Source organism: Pseudomonas sp. 31-12, assembly GCF_003151075.1.
Classification (GTDB): Bacteria; Pseudomonadota; Gammaproteobacteria; order Pseudomonadales; family Pseudomonadaceae; genus Aquipseudomonas.
In genome coordinates this window covers 3,982,209-3,999,459 of sequence record NZ_CP029482.1, presented here as the reverse complement: position 1 = coordinate 3,999,459, position 17,251 = coordinate 3,982,209, and the positions used below count along the sequence as shown (strand labels likewise).

16 protein-coding genes and 3 pseudogenes are annotated in these 17,251 nt (G+C 58.5%); 9 read left to right on the top strand and 10 right to left on the bottom strand.

Annotated elements, in window-relative coordinates; all coding sequences use genetic code 11:
- Positions 1-83 precede the first annotated feature (83 nt).
- Positions 84-2,312 (top strand): TonB-dependent siderophore receptor, encoded by a 2,229-nt coding sequence (locus DJ564_RS18825; protein ID WP_109632306.1) that lies wholly within the window; start codon positions 84-86, stop codon positions 2,310-2,312.
- 87 nt (positions 2,313-2,399) lie between these two features.
- Entirely contained in the window at positions 2,400-2,801 is a 402-nt protein-coding gene (locus tag DJ564_RS18820; RefSeq protein WP_109632304.1) for a fe2+ zn2+ uptake regulation protein, read from the top strand.
- Positions 2,802-2,876: 75 nt separating this feature from the next.
- Here the strand turns inward: DJ564_RS18820 and katG are convergent, their stop codons facing one another.
- The 5 genes and pseudogenes from katG to DJ564_RS32860 all read right to left on the bottom strand — a co-directional run.
- The gene (katG, locus tag DJ564_RS18815) at positions 2,877-5,132 is read right to left on the bottom strand and encodes a catalase/peroxidase HPI (protein ID WP_109632303.1); all 2,256 of its coding nucleotides are present in this window, start codon (positions 5,130-5,132) and stop codon (positions 2,877-2,879) included.
- A 370-nt stretch (positions 5,133-5,502) separates the two neighbouring features.
- A complete protein-coding gene (locus DJ564_RS18810) occupies positions 5,503-7,539 on the bottom strand; it encodes an LTA synthase family protein (protein ID WP_109632301.1) in 2,037 nt (678 codons plus the stop codon).
- Positions 7,540-7,570: 31 nt separating this feature from the next.
- Positions 7,571-8,185 (bottom strand): hypothetical protein, encoded by a 615-nt coding sequence (locus tag DJ564_RS18805; RefSeq protein WP_109632299.1) that lies wholly within the window; start codon positions 8,183-8,185, stop codon positions 7,571-7,573.
- On the bottom strand, positions 8,182-9,480 hold the full coding sequence (locus DJ564_RS18800) for an exo-alpha-sialidase (protein WP_109632297.1): 1,299 nt from the start codon (positions 9,478-9,480) through the stop codon (positions 8,182-8,184). Before DJ564_RS18800 ends, DJ564_RS18805 begins: the two co-directional genes overlap by 4 nt.
- Positions 9,481-10,571: 1,091 nt before the next feature.
- Positions 10,572-10,697: pseudogene (locus tag DJ564_RS32860) on the bottom strand (helix-turn-helix domain-containing protein); the annotation flags it as partial.
- 94 nt (positions 10,698-10,791) lie between these two features.
- Between DJ564_RS32860 and DJ564_RS18790 the strand changes: the two are divergent.
- From DJ564_RS18790 to DJ564_RS18780, 3 genes are all read left to right on the top strand, one after another.
- A complete protein-coding gene (locus DJ564_RS18790) occupies positions 10,792-11,064 on the top strand; it encodes a hypothetical protein (protein WP_109632295.1) in 273 nt (90 codons plus the stop codon).
- Between the two features lie 71 nt (positions 11,065-11,135).
- Positions 11,136-11,636 carry a CinA family protein gene (locus DJ564_RS18785; RefSeq protein ID WP_109636101.1) on the top strand — a complete coding sequence of 167 codons (501 nt, stop codon included), beginning with the start codon at positions 11,136-11,138 and terminating at the stop codon, positions 11,634-11,636.
- Positions 11,637-11,678: 42 nt separating this feature from the next.
- A complete protein-coding gene (locus DJ564_RS18780) occupies positions 11,679-12,110 on the top strand; it encodes a DNA methylase (RefSeq protein ID WP_109636099.1) in 432 nt (143 codons plus the stop codon).
- Positions 12,111-12,128: 18 nt separating this feature from the next.
- Here the strand turns inward: DJ564_RS18780 and DJ564_RS18775 are convergent, their stop codons facing one another.
- Genes DJ564_RS18775 through DJ564_RS18765 form a run of 3 tightly spaced genes read right to left on the bottom strand, consistent with a single transcriptional unit; the run spans position 12,129 to position 13,412 of the window.
- Positions 12,129-12,407 carry a Rho-binding antiterminator gene (locus DJ564_RS18775; RefSeq protein ID WP_109632292.1) on the bottom strand — a complete coding sequence of 93 codons (279 nt, stop codon included), beginning with the start codon at positions 12,405-12,407 and terminating at the stop codon, positions 12,129-12,131.
- 4 nt (positions 12,408-12,411) lie between these two features.
- Positions 12,412-12,672 (bottom strand): DUF2024 family protein, encoded by a 261-nt coding sequence (locus DJ564_RS18770; protein WP_109632290.1) that lies wholly within the window; start codon positions 12,670-12,672, stop codon positions 12,412-12,414.
- Complete coding sequence (locus DJ564_RS18765) at positions 12,672-13,412, bottom strand: hypothetical protein (protein ID WP_109632289.1); 741 nt, start codon at positions 13,410-13,412, stop codon at positions 12,672-12,674. Before DJ564_RS18765 ends, DJ564_RS18770 begins: the two co-directional genes overlap by 1 nt.
- A gap of 133 nt (positions 13,413-13,545) precedes the next feature.
- Between DJ564_RS18765 and DJ564_RS18760 the strand changes: the two genes are divergently transcribed.
- Positions 13,546-14,106 carry a MarR family winged helix-turn-helix transcriptional regulator gene (locus DJ564_RS18760; protein ID WP_256597429.1) on the top strand — a complete coding sequence of 187 codons (561 nt, stop codon included), beginning with the start codon at positions 13,546-13,548 and terminating at the stop codon, positions 14,104-14,106.
- A 37-nt stretch (positions 14,107-14,143) separates the two neighbouring features.
- The gene (locus tag DJ564_RS18755) at positions 14,144-14,506 is read left to right on the top strand and encodes a hypothetical protein (RefSeq protein ID WP_109632285.1); all 363 of its coding nucleotides are present in this window, start codon (positions 14,144-14,146) and stop codon (positions 14,504-14,506) included.
- On the opposite strand, the gene DJ564_RS18750 is transcribed toward DJ564_RS18755, so the two are convergent.
- Positions 14,501-14,887, bottom strand: coding sequence for a GFA family protein (locus tag DJ564_RS18750; protein ID WP_109632283.1), 387 nt, complete (start codon positions 14,885-14,887; stop codon positions 14,501-14,503). The two genes, DJ564_RS18755 and DJ564_RS18750, sit on opposite strands and share 6 nt — an antisense overlap.
- Positions 14,888-14,986: 99 nt before the next feature.
- A pseudogene (locus DJ564_RS18745) lies at positions 14,987-15,214 on the bottom strand (CAP domain-containing protein); the annotation flags it as partial.
- A 46-nt stretch (positions 15,215-15,260) separates the two neighbouring features.
- Between DJ564_RS18745 and DJ564_RS32855 the strand changes: the two are divergent.
- Positions 15,261-16,262 (top strand): annotated as a pseudogene (locus DJ564_RS32855) (MCP four helix bundle domain-containing protein); the annotation flags it as partial.
- Positions 16,257-17,120: a methyl-accepting chemotaxis protein gene (locus tag DJ564_RS32850; RefSeq protein ID WP_371922082.1), complete on the top strand. Its 864-nt coding sequence runs from the start codon at positions 16,257-16,259 to the stop codon at positions 17,118-17,120. The pseudogene DJ564_RS32855 and the gene DJ564_RS32850, both read left to right, overlap by 6 nt.
- The last annotated feature ends 131 nt before the right edge of the window (positions 17,121-17,251 follow it).

Genomic DNA, 17,251 nt, shown 5'->3' with positions numbered 1-17,251 from the left:
GAAGAGAGGGTGATACTTTTTCGCGGGTCGACTGGCAATAGGAGTGATTACCATTTTCTCTTGCCCAAAAGGATCCTTACGTCATGTCCGTTGCCAGTCGACCATGCGGTGAGCGCGCGTTAACGCAGGCCATTCGTACCGCCATGCTGAGTTTTGCCCTGGTCGCAGGAAGCGCCAACACCTGGGCTGCCGCCCAACAGCAACAGGATGCTGACGTCGCCAAGACACCTGACGCTTCGGCAAACCCGAATGCCGATGGCCTGACACTCGGCTCTACCAACATCACTGCCGATTACACCAGCCCGACCGTGCTGCCGGGAGTCATTGCCGGTGGGCAGGTTGCTCGCGGTGCGCGCCTGGGGATGATGGGCAACAAAGATGTGATGGATACGCCGTTCAGTGTAACCAGCTACACCGCCAAGACATTGGCCGACCTGCAAACGATGACCGTTGCCGATGCCCTGGAACGAGATCCATCAGTGCGCTCCACCGGTCAAACCGGCGGCATCGTCGATTCCTTTTTCATTCGCGGTTTCGCGGTGGGCGAAGGCAACCTGGGCGAGCTGGCCTTCGACGGCGTGTATGGCGTGGCGCCCAACTATCGGGTGTTCACCGACTACGCCGAACGCGTCGAAGTGCTCAAGGGGCCGGGGGCCTTGATGTACGGGATCTCGCCGAACAGCGGTGTCGGCGGCGTGATCAATATCGTGCCCAAGCGGCCACTGGCCGAAGACCTGACGCGCTTTACCGCGAGTTACGCGTCGGACTCGCAAGCAGGCGGTCATCTGGATATCAGCCGTCGTTTTGGCGACGAGAACCAGTTCGGCGTGCGCTTCAACGGCAGCCTCCAGGGGGGCGATACCGCCGTTGACGACCAGGAACGATCGGTCGATATCGGGGCCATTGCGCTCGATTATCAAGGGGAGCGACTGCGCTTGAACCTTGACTTCATCAGCCAGAAAGAAAGCTTCGAGGCTCCCTCGCGGCCCTTTACGGTGGCGCCGGGTGTCGATATTCCCTCTGCGCCCAATGGTCGTACTAACTTGACGCAGGATTGGGGATGGTCCGACACCAGGGAGCAGTCGGCGTTGCTGGGCGGCGAATATGATCTGACTGACGCGGTCACCGTATTCGCCCATGCCGGTGGCGGCAAGGCAGACGTCAAGCGCAAGTCCGACCAGGTGCCGAGAATCCTCAACAACGCCGGCGATACCAGCAACATTCCCGGCTACTACAAATTCAACGTCGATCGCTCGACGGCCGACGTGGGTATCCGTGGCGTGTTCGCCACCGGGCCGGTCACCCACACGACCACGCTGATGGCGACCCGGTATCAGGATGAATTGTCCCGGGGCATCACCAACGGAACCGAAATCCGTTCGAACATCTACCACCCGGTGGAGGTGCCCGAACAATTCCTCCACGCGCCAAAGGTGCTGCGCATTTCCGAGTCGGAGTTGTCCGGTGTGGCGCTGACCGACACCTTGTCCGTGCTGGACGACCGCATCCAGCTGACCTTGGGTGTGCGTAAACAGGACATCGAGTCGCGTAACTACACCGCGACAGGTTCGGTCAGCTCTAAATATGACGACAGCGCCACGACGCCGCTGGTCGGCGTGGTGGTCAAACCCTGGGAAGACGTGTCGCTTTACTACAACTATGTCGAGGGTTTGAGTAAAGGTGATATAGCACCAGGCACCGCCGCCAACTCCGGTGAAACCTTTGCGCCTTATGAGTCGAAGCAACACGAAATCGGCGTCAAATATGAACATGGCACGTTCATGACTACCCTGGCGTTGTTCCAGATTGAAAAGCCCAGCGGAGAAATCGGCGCAGGCAACGTGTTCTCGGTGCAGGCCGAACAACGCAACCGCGGCGTTGAGCTGAGCATGTTCGGCGAAGTTGCGCCGGGTACTCGCTTGATGGGCGGCGTGACCTTCCTCGATGGCGAACTGACGGATTCCGCCACAGCCGCTAACCGAGGCAACGAACCGGTGGGCGTGCCCGACGTACAAGCCAACCTCTGGGCCGAATGGGACACCCCGTGGCTGGAGGGCTTCACGCTCACTGGCGGCGCGATCTATACCGGCAGCCAATATGTGAATCAGGCCAATACCCAGGAACTGGATGCCTGGACGCGCTTCGACACGGGCGCTCGCTACACCACCAAAATCGAAGGTCGACCTACGACGTTCCGCGCCACGGTGCAGAACGTCTTCGATCGAGAGTACTGGTCTGGCGTCGCCTCGTATGGTGCGTTCTCTGCGGGTTATCCGCGGACGCTGCAGCTGTCGGCTACGGTCGATTTCTAATGGCGGCGGGTCGTCGGCGGTAACGTTTGGTGAATAACCACGTGTGCATTTCTTGATGCATGAAAGTATTTGAAAAGGAGTATTCGAATGTTAAACACCTCAGCATCGGCGACCCTCGCAACTCTGAAATTCCAATCGACGTCTGCTCACCGGGCATTCGATTTCGAGCGCAGTTCCAACGAGCACATCCGGGCGTTGCTTCGCTATTACGGATTGCGCACCAGCCTTATTCGCTTGAAAGTGATCGATGCCTTGCTGGTCGCCGCGAGAGACGGAACGCCCATCGGTGTGCGCGGAGTGCATTCCTATCTGCAATCCTTCTCAACCGATTTAGCGTTTATCAGCGTGCGGGAAGTGCTCAGGCGCCTCTGTGACGAGGGTGTCATCGTTTTTGGGGCAGACAAGAGTTACTGCTTTACTGCGCTGGCCATCGAGATGCTGGAAACACGCTCGGATCGCGAAGACCCAGCAGCTTATATAGTCAGGTGAGTTCAGAGGGATTCCCCCGACCCGTATCACCGGGTCGGGGTGGTCCTTTCAAGCCTTACCGATTCAACGAGTGCATCACTTCACATCGAAGCGATCCAGGTTCATCACCTTGGTCCACGCCGCCACGAAGTCCTTCACAAACTTCTCCTTCGTGTCACTGCTCGCGTAAACCTCAGCCAGCGCCCTCAACTGCGCATGAGAGCCAAAGACCAGGTCAACACGGGTTCCGGTCCACCTCACTTCGCCGGTTTTACGATCGCGTGCTTCAAACTCTTCATTGGATTCTGAGGTCGGTTTCCATTCCACGCCCATGTCCAGCAGGTTCTTGAAGAAGTCATTGGTCAACGCTTCTGGCTGCTGGGTGAACACGCCGTGTCTGGTTTGCCCGACATTGGTGTTCAACACGCGCAGGCCACCCACGAGCGCGGTCATTTCTGGCGCGGTGAGCGTCAGTTGTTGCGCTTTGTCGATCAGCAGATGCTCGGCCGACACGCTGTAGCGGGACTTGAGGTAGTTACGGAAGCCATCGGCGATGGGTTCGAGGAAGCCGAAGGATTCGACATCCGTCTGCTCTTGCGAAGCGTCCATGCGCCCTGGGGTGAACGGCACCGTGACGCTGTGACCGGCATTTTTCGCCGCCTGTTCGACGCCCGCGTTACCCGCCAGCACGATCAGGTCAGCCAGCGAGACTTTCTTGCCGCTGTTGTTGAACTCGCTCTGGATGCTTTCGAGTTTCGCCAGCACATTCGCCAGTTGATCAGGTTGGTTGGCTTGCCAGGATTTCTGCGGCGCCAGACGCAGACGCCCCCCATTGGCGCCGCCACGTTTGTCGGAGCCACGGAAGGTGGAAGCTGCTGCCCACGCCGTCGATACCAGCTGCGAGACGCTCAGGCCCGAAGCAAGCACTTTGCTCTTGAGCGCGGCGACGTCACTGTCGTTGACCAAGGCATGGTTGACCTCCGGGATCGGGTCTTGCCACAGCAATTCTTCGCTGGGCATTTCCGGGCCGAGGTAGCGGGAGAGAGGGCCCATGTCACGGTGGATCAGCTTGAACCAGGCGCGGGCGAACGCATCGGCCAGTTGATCCGGATTTTCCAGGAAACGCCGAGAAATCGGTTCGTAGATCGGGTCGAAGCGCAAGGCCAGGTCCGACGTCAGCATCGTCGGATTACGCCGTTTGGACGGGTCGAAAGCATCCGGGATGGTGCCGGCGCCCGCGCCGTTTTTCGCAACCCACTGGTGTGCACCGGCCGGGCTTTTGCTCAGTTCCCACTCGAAGCCGAACAGGTTTTCCAGGTAATTGTTGCTCCACTTTGTGGGCGTGGTGGTCCAGGTCACTTCCAGGCCGCTGGTGATGGTGTCCGGGCCTTTGCCGGTGCCAAAGTTGTTCTTCCAGCCAAAGCCCTGGGCTTCGAGGCCTGCTGCTTCGGGCTCGGCACCGACGTTGTCAGCAGGCCCTGCGCCGTGGGTTTTGCCGAAGGCGTGACCGCCAGCGATCAGCGCCACGGTTTCTTCGTCGTTCATCGCCATGCGCCCGAACGTCTCGCGGATGTCTATGGCAGATCTGACCGGGTCTGGCTCGCCTTCCGGGCCCTCGGGGTTGACGTAGATCAGGCCCATTTGCACAGCGGCCAGCGGGTTTTCGAGATTGCGGCCGTGTTCGGTACGGCTCTCCTCGTTTTTACCGGGTTCGGCGACAAGTGGACCGTCACCGGGAGCTTCCACGGGAGCGCTGTCTTTGCCGTAGCGGGTGTCACCGCCCAGCCATTTGTTTTCCGAACCCCAGTAGACGTCTTCATCCGGTTCCCAAACGTCCGCACGGCCACCGGAAAAACCAAAGGTCTTGAAGCCCATGGACTCCAGTGCAACGTTGCCGGTGAGGACGATCAGGTCCGCCCAGGAGATTTTACGGCCGTACTTTTGCTTGATCGGCCAGAGCAGCCGGCGCGCCTTGTCGAGGCTGACGTTATCCGGCCAGCTGTTGAGCGGTGCAAAGCGCTGCTGACCGGAGCCGGCACCGCCACGGCCATCGCCCGTGCGGTACGTGCCTGCGGCGTGCCAGGCCATGCGAATGAACAGCGGCCCATAGTGGCCGAAGTCCGCTGGCCACCAGTCTTGCGAGTCGGTCATCAGCGCCGTGAGGTCACGCTTGACCGCCTCAAAGTCCAGGGTCTTGAATTCTTCGGCGTAGTTGAAGCCCTCGTCCATGGGGTCGGACAGGGACGAGTGCTGGTGCAGGATCTTCAGATTCAGTTGGTTCGGCCACCAATCGCGGTTCGTCGTGCCACCGCCAGCGGCGTGATTGAACGGGCATTTCGATTCATTTGCCATGTGTGAGCTACCTTTGGTCGTGTTTCATCCGGCTATCGGCCCGGGGTGGGCGTTAGATAGCAACGAGCGAATGCAATGACATAGGCTGCAGGACCAACAGTTGGATCAACTGATCGTCTGGACCACACGGGAATTGGACAGCGGCGGTGGCCCACGGGTGGCCTAGTCAAGCTTCGGACTCATTCCTGTCTCCTTATCAGCACTAAACCGGCCGGCTTGTTCCGCCAGCGCTGGATACAGGTTAGACCCCACTTGGGGAGTCAGCTAATAGGTGGAGTATTAGGAGGTAATAGGCAGAGTCTTTTACGGATGTTGCGGGGAGGACCCGCGTCTATCCGAAGCATAGACGCGGATTTTCAGGCCTGAACGGTTACTTTCGAACGTTCTGGTACAGCATCAACCGTGAGGTTTCATGCAGGGCGCGGGTCAGCGCCGACAGGCGTTTGAACTCTTCAGGGTTTTTCTCGGCAACGTTGTCCCGTGGCGTCATCGAGGCGAGGTCGTGAAGGGTTGGCGAGCTGCCGTCGTGCTCCATCTGCACCATGTAGTGTTGCGTGACGCCGGCGATCAACGGGAACGTGCCTTCACGCAATACCAGCGGCACCACACGTTCGCCTTCTGGCGCGGGCTGCTGGATATCACGGCCCATGCCGCTGTTACGGAACTCAAGACCGGCCATGCCTGCCACGGTGGGCAGCAAGTCCACCAGGCCAACCGCTTCCTTGACCTTGCGCGTTCCGATCAAGCCCGGTGCGTGGATGATCATTGGCACCGCGTTGCTTTCCAGGCCCAGTTGCTCGTAGGCCGGTGCCAGGAACGGGATCTGTGCGATGCGGGTGTTGTGGTCGCCGAACATCACGAAAATGGTGTTCTCATACCAGCCGCCGGCCTTGGCGATTTCCATCAAGCGTCCGAGATTGAAGTCCAGCAAACGCACGGCGTTGTACTGCTCGACACTGCGCGATCCTGCGGCCTGTACTTCGGCCAGGGTAGGGTGCTTGACCTCGAAGCCGTCATTGCTCTTGGGAATCGTGAACGGACGGTGATTGCCGGCCGTCTGCACATACGCGAAGAACGGTTTGTCCTTGGGCAGTGCTTGCAGGATCTGATCGGTTTCCTTGAACAGGTCCAGATCGGAAATGCCCCAGACGTCCACCACCGGCGATTTCCAGTCGCGCTCTTCGAACAAGCGCACGCCGTCGATGCTCTGCCGGATCAGGGCATTCATGTTGGCCCAGCCGGAGTTGCCGCCGATGGTGTAGATCTTCTCGTAACCGGTGAACGCATTGATCAGCGTGTTTTGCTGGGTGATCAGCGGATTACGCGTCGCGGTTTCCTGGCGCGTGACATCAGGCACCCCGCTGATGCTGGCCCAGACGGTTTTCGCGGTCCCTGTCACTGGCACGTAGAAGTGCTCGAAGAACCAGCTCTGGGTGGCCAGGCGATCGAGATTGGGCGTCGGATTGATCGGATTGCCATAGGCGCCGACGGCACTGGTGCCCAGCGATTCAAGCATGATGAACATGACGTTCGGCGCACGTGAGCCCGGGATTTTGTACGGTTGTGGTGCCTGGTGCCGGACGAAATTCAGGGTCTGCGGATCGGGTTTTTCGACCCCCAGGTAGTTGGCCATGACCGGGTAATGTTCGCGCACCTGCGCTTCGTCGTAACGCGACTGGCCGACCTTGACCGTGTCGTAGAGGAACAACACCGGGTTCAGGCCCAGCGCGGCCATCTGGTTATTGCCCGAGAAGAACGCATCGCTCCAGCGCAACGGCACCGGGTTTTCAAGGTTCATGTTTTCCACACGACCCAGAATGCCCAGCAGCACCAGCACGACCATGACCGCGCCGCCCCATGTTGCGGAGAGCGGGTGAATGATTTTGCGAGGGCGATCCAGCGTGACGCTTTCCAGACGCACCAGCGCCAGGGTCACAAACGCGACCGTGGCCAGCCAACCCAGCGAAATCCAGATCACCGGGTAAGTCTGCCAGACCATGTCGCGGGAGATTTGCGCATCCTCGATGAAGCGCAGGACAGTGGCGTTGATTCGCACGCCCAGGTAGGCGAAATGGCCAAAATCGATGATGTAGATCAGCAGTAGTACGCTCAGGACTGCGACCAGGTAGACGCGTGCGATGCGCCTTAGCAGACGGCTGCGGAGCAGGTTCCAGCGCGGAATCCAGGCCAGCAACGCCAGCGGCAACATCATCAGGATGGCCAGGCGCAGATCGAAACGAAAACCGATGCTCAGGGTTTCCCAGACGCCTTGTGTGTCGCTCAGGGCTTTGGGTTCGAACCCGGAAAAGCCGAAGAAGAACACCACCCTCAGCAGTGCAAACAGCACGAACGCAATCGCTGTAGCGCCTAGCCAGTAATGTAAACGTCTCGAGTGCAGCCAACCCATCCCTGTTCCCCTGTTAAAAAGTCGTTAAATCTCAAGCGGATTTAATCTGGTCGCTCATCGCAGTACGGCGTTTGTTTGAGCGGCGATACATCCAGCGTACGGCAAGCATCAGCAGGGCGCCGCAGCAATACAGACCCAGCAGCGGATCGACCAGGTAATCCCAATAGTTTTGCGAAGGCTTGATCCCGGCGATGAAGGCCAGGGTTGCGCTGGCCAGCATCAAGACGGCCAGGCCATTGCGCAGGTAAAACAGGCCCAGTGTGAGCGCGGCGAAGAGAATCAACATGGGCCGCGGGCTGTACCCGAAGCGATAGGGGTCCAGATCACTCATGCCCAGGGTGGCCGGGTACAGCACCACGGCCATCGCGGCGAAGAGGATCAATACGCCGGTTTTGCCCCGTGCCGGTGGCAACATGTCCAGCCGGCGCAAGCAGCCCCACGCCATGAACACCAGGGTGGTGATCGCCAGGTCATCAATGTAGCTGCGCAAATACGCGGCAAACGACAAACCGTCCGGCGAGATGAAGCTGACGGCCAGCAATGCGGCCAGCAGTACGATCCGCGAGATTCTGGGCAAGCCGAACGAAGGCAGCACCAGGAAGATGATCATTGCGAAGCTGACATGGGCTTGCCACAGGCTGATCATTTGAGACGCTCGTTAAGCCATGCATCGTTAAAGGTAACGTGCTTGATGAAGGTGTTGTTCCAGGAATAAACCAAGTGATACATGCCGTCAGGACTGCGGATGAAATACGGGTATTCGTATTCGAATTCACACTCCTGGTTTTTACAGACACGGTTGTCGAGGTTATCCAGGAACTCCGCTTCCAGCGGTTGGCGGCGCGCACCGCTGGACCCACGGAACTCTCTGCCGATGATCTCCTTGTAGGCTTCAGGAGAAAACGGAGCGCCCTGTGGATCAGGTGATTTATCCAGGTCGCGCAATGAGCGCCAATCGTCCATTTTGGCATCGGTCCCGTACAGGCTCAGCTTGAAGCGTCCCTCCTGCAGGTCGTTGAGTGCGACCAGCAAGCCGTGTTCGGGTGTCGCGACGGCTGCCAGCGAGGAGTTCGGGTTCGAGGGATCGAGCGGATAGGGCTCGCTCCAGGTTTGCCCGGCATCTTCGGTGCGGGCCGCCAGAACACGGTGGTGGGTGTTGCCGGCATAACGCAGCAAGGCAATGCCGCGCTGGCCGTCGAGCGGAACCACCGTGGGCTGCAAGGAATTCATGCCGTGGCTGATGCGGAATTTATCGATCACATCGCCATTGGCGCTCAGGTAGAGGTACTCGGCAAACTTGCCCAGAAACTCGTGGTAGACCGGCAGTCCGATGGACCCGTCAGCATGAAACACCGGTGCCGAGCGGACCAGGGTGCTGATGTTCAGAAAGGGCGACGTGATCAGCTGTCGCGGAGCGGACCAGTGTTCACCGAAGTCGTCGGAAACCATCACATTGACCGCGCTACCGGCCCAGCCACCCATGGACACCGACACGTAGAACAACCACACGCGGTTATCCGGCGCGAGGGCTACCACCGGGTTGCCCAGTTTGCGGATGTATTTCCGAGTGCCCTGTTGGGTCGAGTCCCGAGTCGCCAGGACCTGCTCCGCCCCCCATTCGCCGGTTTTCGAATCGAACCGGGCGGAGCGCACCTGCACATCGGCGGCGCCTTCGCGCGAGCCGGCGAACCAGACCGTCATCAGGCTGCCGTCGGGCAAGGCGGTGACCGCTGAGGAGTGCACGAAATCGACGAGCCCGGAGGAGGCGAACCGGCTGGTATAAATGGGCTCGGCCACTTTTCCGGCCACTGCCATCACTGGACTGATCAGGGCAAAGGAAGAATGCGTATTGGCAGGATTGATCACCCACGCGGCTGCAAAAAGGCAGGACAGAGTGATGTAGGCACATAAGGCAGGAACACTGGGAAGTTTGATGCGCATGACTACGTTGGCATCTCATGGCCCGATTAGGCGCTCAACGTAACACTCGGTAGTACACGATCGGGTTTTATGATTGGCTAAATTGTAAGCGGGTATTTGTAACAAGCTGCCGCGTCGATGTGCGAAGTTTGATTGGGTGTCTGAGACCGCCGAATTAGAGGGATTGAGGCGGGCTGTAAGGTGATATCACCGTTAGTCGCAAAGGCCGTGGCAGTGACAGTCGAGTCATCAGGATTTGGGTAGTTTATGGGCCTCTTCGCGGGCAAAGCCACGCACCCACAGGGGATTTTTGTCGATCACTCCTCATGTCAACGACGCAAATCCTGTGGGAGCGTGGCTTGCCCGCGAAGACGGCAGCATAGCCACTGAAGTTTTCAGATCAGCCCCGCACAAACCTAGTGCTGTCTGTATGTCTGTAGGGTGAAGGCATTCCCCGCCGGGTCTTTACCCTCAAGCGTTATTTCATCGTCCTTGATCGTCAGGATTTTGAATTCGTCGGAAGCGCCGGACGCTAAACCGTCGCTAAAGGTAGGCATGGAGGGCCCAGCCAACCTGGCAACCAGCGAGGGGGGAACGGCCGTGCCGTTGATCACGTATGACTTGGGCATCGACTTCATGTCAGCCAACGTGAACGAAAGCAGGCTGGAATCGGCGGTCCAACTGCCGGCACCGTTTACGCTGTACTCAAGATGGTAGGGTTTGGATTCAGCGGTTCCGTCAAGAATGACAATGCCATTGACGTTGTACCGGCCTGTGCGGAAATACTCGGTCATGCCCTTGAATTCGAACGTGCCGTTGGTGAACGGGTAGGTGTAATCGGTCGTCCAGCGACCGATGAAGCGGGGATTGTTGGGGTTGGCTTCGTGAAACGTGGCGTAAATCGTTGCAATGCCGCTTAGAACTGTCACCAGGGCCACAATCGCGAACCAGGCTTTAGTGGATACTTTTTGTATAGCAGTGAAACTCATTGTGATGGATTCCATTCGATTGATGTGTCGTGCGCGGACGTCTTCCATGGGGGGTGGCGATAACGCACCCCGGTGTATTGGCCGCGGGGACAGAAGTATAAAACTTAAAGCGTTGGAAGACGCAAAAATGCGGGAGAAAGAAGCTTGCGAGCTGTACCCGGCTGACGCAGCGATCACCTTGATCTGAACTCCGTCGCACAGCAGGTCCTGCGCCACCTTCATCCGCCAGGTCGTCACGTAGCCATTGGGGCGCAGCCTTGAAAAACCTGCCTTTGGTCGGCATGCCTGAACCGTGTTCACGATGGATTGATCCATTCTGAAAGAACTCTCGGGGGGCGCTGCCATGCACTCGTTTGCCAATCTGCTGACACCGGCTCAAGAGCTAAAGCTGCGAGCGCTCAACGCCTGGCATCTTGCCCTTGAGGATTTGAGGCTGCGCATGGAGTGTCCCGACGCCTATCACGAAGAACTGATTCGTCAGTCTGACGAGATGGATCGCCTGGGCATCGTGAGCTGGCAGGAGTGGCGCGACCTCAGGGTTGAGGCGGATCAAGCGTATCTGCTCGCCATCGCGGGTGAGGATTATCACCGAGCAGTCAGGAAGGGGAGCGGTTGATGAACTTCGCTGGTGCACAGCTGAGGCTGAAGTTCGATAGGGGTTCAAACGCGCAAAACGGGTTAACTGCAATGTCGATCGTTGAAACAGTCGTCGATTATCTGCGTCAGCACGACTTGCGGCTGACCACCGCCGAATCCTGCACGGCGGGCAACATTATTACGCTGCTGGCACAGGTGCCCGGCAGCGGTGAGCTGATTGAAAGCGGCTACGTGGTTTACTCACCCGAGGCCAAGCAGCGGTTGCTTGGGGTCAGTGCGATCACCATCGAGACCTTTAATCTCACCAGCTGCCAAGTGGCCCGGGAAATGGCCATCGGCGCGCTGCGCGACAGCCCGGCGAGCGTCGCGGTGTCCACGACGGGGCTGTTGGGGCCGGAGGATGTCGACGGCATTCCGGCAGGCACGGTTTGCTTCGCCTGGGCCTTCATGGCGGGGCAGCAAATGGCGGTGTTCAGCCGCAAGCAGCGATTCTCCGGCAGTCGGGATACCGTGCTGCGGCAGGCGTCGTTGTATGCCTTGAAAGAACTGCCGACGTTTCATCAGGCCATGCTCAACGGCGAGCGGGGCTAGAGAATTCGGTGATCTCGTTTGCGTGAACCGGGGTTCAACAGCATGAACAAAACCATCAGCGCCACCGATCTGGGCATCGATCTGAAGCACGAGGGCAAAAGTGGCTTGTTCAAATGGTTCATCGCCAGCTTTCTGATGGGCAAGCGGATTCAGGCGGAAATTGCCGCGCAAGCGTATCGCGTCATCGTCGAAAAACATGCGCGAGATACCGCACTCAAACTTGGGCATTGCACACACCGGCAACTGGTCGGCATGTTGGGCGAAGCTCACTACGTGCGTTATGACGAAACCACGGCCCGGCGATTGCTAAAGTTGAGCGCCAGACTGCAAGAAGAGTGCGCCGGGAAGATCGGCAACATTCAGCGCGCCAGTGAAAGCCGCCAGGCGTCCGAAAAACGCTTGGCGGCATTCGAAGGGGTAGGGCCCAAGACCATTGAAAATTTCATGCGTGATGCCGGGGCCGTGTTGTATTGAAACACCAGTGATGGACGCTCAAAAACTGCAAACGTCTCCCTGAAACACCACCCGCCCGAACTGCGCATGGGCGTCCAGCGGCGTGACAGCCAGCAGTTGATCCAGACGGATTTCCTGCGGGCCGTCAGCCGTTTCAAGGCAGAGGAACTCTTCCTTGTCGCTGGAGGTTCGCGTCGTCAGCGCTTTGGCGAGCAGGCGTGCGCCATCGTTCAGCTCGATATCCAGTTGATAACCGCGCAGACAGGCGATCTCCAGATAGTCGTGCAGATCGCAGTTCAAAGGCTGATACGCGTTCATCTCGTTACTCCTGGCAACCTTGCAGTTTGATGATGAAATGACCTTGCTTGCTGATCGCCTCGGCGACGACCGGATTGCTCGGTTCGACGTGGCAGAACCGGCATTCATTCTGGGAAATATCTTCGTCCTGAACGCCCTGTTCATCAAGGAAGCGGCGGGCGTAGGACTTCGCCAGTTCAGGGTCATTGCTGTCGATCAACACATCGAAATGCAGGTAGCGGCCATCTTTGGTGCGCACGTGGGTATCGAATACTTTTACGCTCATCATTTGCTCTCCTTCAGTTTCCAGGTGCCGGGCAGGGACAGGTCTCCCGAGGCAATGTCATAGACGCTGCTTACGCAAAGCAGTGGGTTATGCAGGTCGGCATTGACCTTCAGTGCCGCAGTCACGCCGTCATAGTTGAAGCTTTCAGGGAAGCCCACGGCTGCCAGCGGCACGCGAATTTTCGCGGCGTTTTTCTCGACGCTCAGGTCGTAGCCGGGGGAGTCGATGTAGATCGGCGCGCCAGGCCAGGTCGCCGGTAGCTTGGGCTTGGCATCTTTGGGGATGTCGCGAACCTTCAAGCCTCCGGGGCCGCAGCTTTCATCTTTGGTCAGCACCACCCAGTGGGAATGCCACAAACCGCCATCGTTATCCTTCTTGCCATCCTTGTTTTCGTCCAGTTGCGGGGTGTCGTCGAAGTCCGGGTGCGAGGTCAGTGCCAGGGCGAGAGTGCCCGACTTCGCTTCGAACCCCACGGCTTCGCTGTCCAGGCTGGTAGGCCAGACATAGCTATAAACGTCTGCACCCGCGAAAGCGCCGTTCGCCGACGGCACCCGACTACCGGCCTTGCCGTCGACCAATTGTTCGAACACCAGGTTGTTGCCTTCCTTGAAGACACGGGTATGAACGAGATCGAACGCCGCGTCAGTCTTGCTCTTCTCACTGCTGATACCTGACGAATCGTGGGCCCATGCCGGTGCTACCAGCAGGGTGCTGATGGCCAGTGCCAGTGCAGAGTTCATGATTACCTCCAGCTCGGTTGTTTGTGATTTATAGTTTCGAATCGATACCGACTAGCCTAAGGCAAGACTGATTTTTGTCAATATGGTTTTTATCCGATACTATTTATCAACACTATTGATCTGGAATTGCCACGTGTTGTTCGATCTGCTGGAAAGACTGTCGAGCCTGACGCGCGTCTGGTTTCGCGAGCACCCGAAACTGACGGATCTGCAGCCGATTCAACTGAGCGCGCTGCTGTATCTGGGGCGCTGCAATCGTTACTCCAACACACCGTTGGCGGTGACTGAGTATCTGGGGCTGACCAAGGGCACGGTGTCGCAATCGCTCAAGGCGTTGGAAAGCCATGGGCTGCTGATCAAGACCCCGGACGCCAAGGACAAGCGCAGCGTGCACCTGGAACTGACCGCGCCGGCCAGAGCCTTGTTGAACGAAGTGATGCCACCGGATTTTCTGGTCGCAGCCGCCAAGCGCATGGGCGCTCGATCACAGGATCTGGAAGGGTTGTTGCTGGAGCTGTTGAGGAATATCCAGCAAGGCGAAAATGTGCCGAGTTTCGGTCTTTGCCGAAGCTGCCGCTTTCATCGGACAGTGGCAGGCGCGGCCTTCTGTGAACTGACTCAAGAACCCCTTGAGTCCGGCGAAATCAACTTGATTTGCCGGGAACATCGAGTGCCTGACGAAGTGAACGATTGAGAGCGGTTTAACCTTTCGACCATCAAAGGATTCCCCCATGGGTTTAAGCAAACGCGATCAGGCACACATCGAGCGTCGATTGATTGCCACCCTGACTGAGGCATGCGAAACGGCCAAAGCGCAAATCGTCGGATTTGAATGGCTGACCCACGAAGTCGATTACCACGAATTTCCTTCCAGCCTCAGAGTCATCTGGGTTTTCGACACCCAGGCCAACAAGGATCAGGCGCTGGCGAGCGGGCAGGGCGAGCGCATGGTCGAACTGACGGCGACAGCATTAAGCGAAGCGGATGTACACGTCAGATCGGTCGCGGCCCATGTGCAGTTTGATTCTGAAGAGCAATGTCAGCGCGCCAATGGTGGCAATTGGAAGCAGCGGCTGGCGCGCAAGCGCCTATAGCGAATCGGCTTCGTACCAGCACGCTTTGGACTCAATACAGGTGTGTTTCTGCTTTAAGGTCAGGAAAGGCGTATCCAGCGTACCGATCGCTATCGAAACCCAGTCCGAAAACGCCCCCTTCGAATCTGACCAGAACAGCGAAGACCCGCAGTGGGAGCAGAACTGGCGTGTGACGCCTTTGGACGATTCGTAGCCCTTGAGCGCCGTTGCATCCGCAATTACTGAAATCGCCGACCTGGGAACGCTCGCATACGTCGCGAATGCCGCTCCATGGCTCTTTTGGCATATTTTGCAATGGCAGTGGGTGACGGCTTTCAGTTCAGTGGATACGTGATATTCAACGGCGCCGCATAGGCAACTGCCTTGGTGAAGCTCATCCATGTTCATCGGTTCCCTGATTTTCGTCGCGCCACTTTAGCGGCCCGGCGCAAGGTTTGGCCATGACTTCACCGCTCAGAAAGCGACAGCGCAGAATCAGGATCACGGCGAACCAAACACCATCGTCCAGTAAACCCCTTCATCACTGCGCGCGTCCGCCGCATACGCCGCGCCCACCTGGGTAAACATAGGGTTCATCAAATTGGCGCAATGCCCGGGGCTGGCCAGCCAGCCTGCCATTGCCTTGCCCGGTGAGCTCTGCCCGGCGGCGATGTTTTCGCCGATCTGCCGGCTTCGGTAACCGGCGGCTCTTGCTCGATCCGCCGGCAAACAGAGGAAGCAAAGGTATGAAACAGAGCGAAACAAGACGAAAGGCATGGCGAGGTTGGCGCATGTGACGGGCAGCTCTGATGAGATGACAGCGGCAATGGGAATTCACGGCTCGGCTAAGACTTGGGTTCAGGCACTAGGTTCAGGCGTGAAGAGGGGAAATTTGCGCTGGAAAAACCGGCTGTCACTACCGCATGTCGCAAAACACCGAAAGTCCGGCGTCAGGCTTCAAAGACTTGCCGGCGCAGCCGATAACGTGTTCATAAATGCGACGTACCGAGAGGGTTACCCCATGTCTATAAAATTACGCTTGTTGCTGCTGATTGGTACGAGCTTGCTCACCGCGTTGATCGTGAGCCTGGTCAGTTACGTGGGAAACACCCGGATGGCCGAGGCGGTGAAGGACAACGAGGTCAGCATGACCGCGCTGCGCAATCACCTTGAAGCCGACATGATGCACGACGCACTGCGCGCCGATGTGCTGTCTGCGATGGTGGTCGGTCTGGGCAAAAGCACCAGCAGCAAAGCCGAGGTGCGCAGTTCCATCGAGGAACATGCGGCGCATTTTCGTGAAGTACTGGGTGAAAACCTCAAGCTGCCGGTCAATGACACCATCAAGACCGGCCTGAACAAGGTCAAGCCGAGCCTCGATACCTACATCGGTGCGGCCGAGCGCATTGTCGGTCTGGCGCTGGAAAATCCGGATTCCGCGCAAAATGAACTGGGCACCTTCAATACCGCGTTCAGCCAGCTGGAAGACCAGATGGCGGCCCTCAGCGAGGTGATCGAAACCAACACCCAACAGACCAGCAAAAGCACTGAGCAGGCCATCAGCAGCGCCAACTTCACGCTGGGTATCGTCCTGATCGCCAGCCTTCTGTTACTGCTTATCCAGGGCCGCTGGGTGATTCTGAGCATCATGGGGCCGTTGCAGACCGCAAGCCGCATTGCCAAAAGCATCGCCCACGGCAACCTGAGCGAGCCGATCGTCGAACCGACCCACAACGACGAAGCCAGTGCCTTGATCCGCAGTCTGGCCACCATGCAGCGCGACTTGCGCGGCATGATCGAGGTGGTTCGCAGCAACGCTCACGGCGTGAGTGGCATGAGCGTGCAGTTAAGCAGTGGCTGCCACCAGGTCGCCGACAGCAGCCAGCAGCAGAGCGTCGCCGCCAGCACCATGGCCGCTGCCGCCAGTGAAATGACCGCGAGCATCGAGGAAATCACCCGTCACGCCGAACGCGCACTGAACATGGCTAACCAGGCCGAGGCACTGGCCAAGGATGGCGGTCGCGTGATTCATCAAGTGGTCAACGACATGGATGGCATAGCCCGTTCGGCGCAGCAGTCAGCCCAAGTGATCCGCACGCTGGACAAGGAGTCCGAGGGGATTTTCAGCATCATTCAGGTGATCAAGGGTATCGCCGATCAAACCAATTTGCTGGCCCTCAACGCCGCGATCGAAGCTGCCCGTGCCGGTGAGCAGGGCCGTGGTTTTGCCGTGGTGGCCGACGAAGTTCGCAGCCTCGCGGGACGCACCAGCGCCTCTACGCAGGAAATTGCCAGCATGGTCTCGCGCATCCAGCAAAGCACCCGCGAGGCGGTGACCAGCATGGAGGCGGGCGTTGCACAGGTCGACAAAGGCATGGCCGTGACCGCCGACGTCGAACGCGCCATCCGCGAAATCCTCCAGGCCACGCTCAACACCACCGAGCTGGTGAACGACATCACCCGCACCATCGGTGAGCAGAGCCTGGCCAGTAACGAAATCGCCCATCAGGTGGACATGATTGCGGGCATGTCGGAAGGCAACAGCAAGGTGATTGGCCAGACGGCTTCGACGACCGATGAGTTGTCGACCTTGGCGGGCAAGCTGTCGCAGTCGGTGGATCGGTTTCGGCTTTGAGGTTCGTGTGCCGATCCATTGATTTGCAGTGATTGTGAAGGCCTCTTCGCGAGCAAGCCCGCTCTCACATTGGATCTTCATTGAACACAGGTTTTGTGTTTGACGCGGATCAAGTGTGGGAGCGGGCTTGC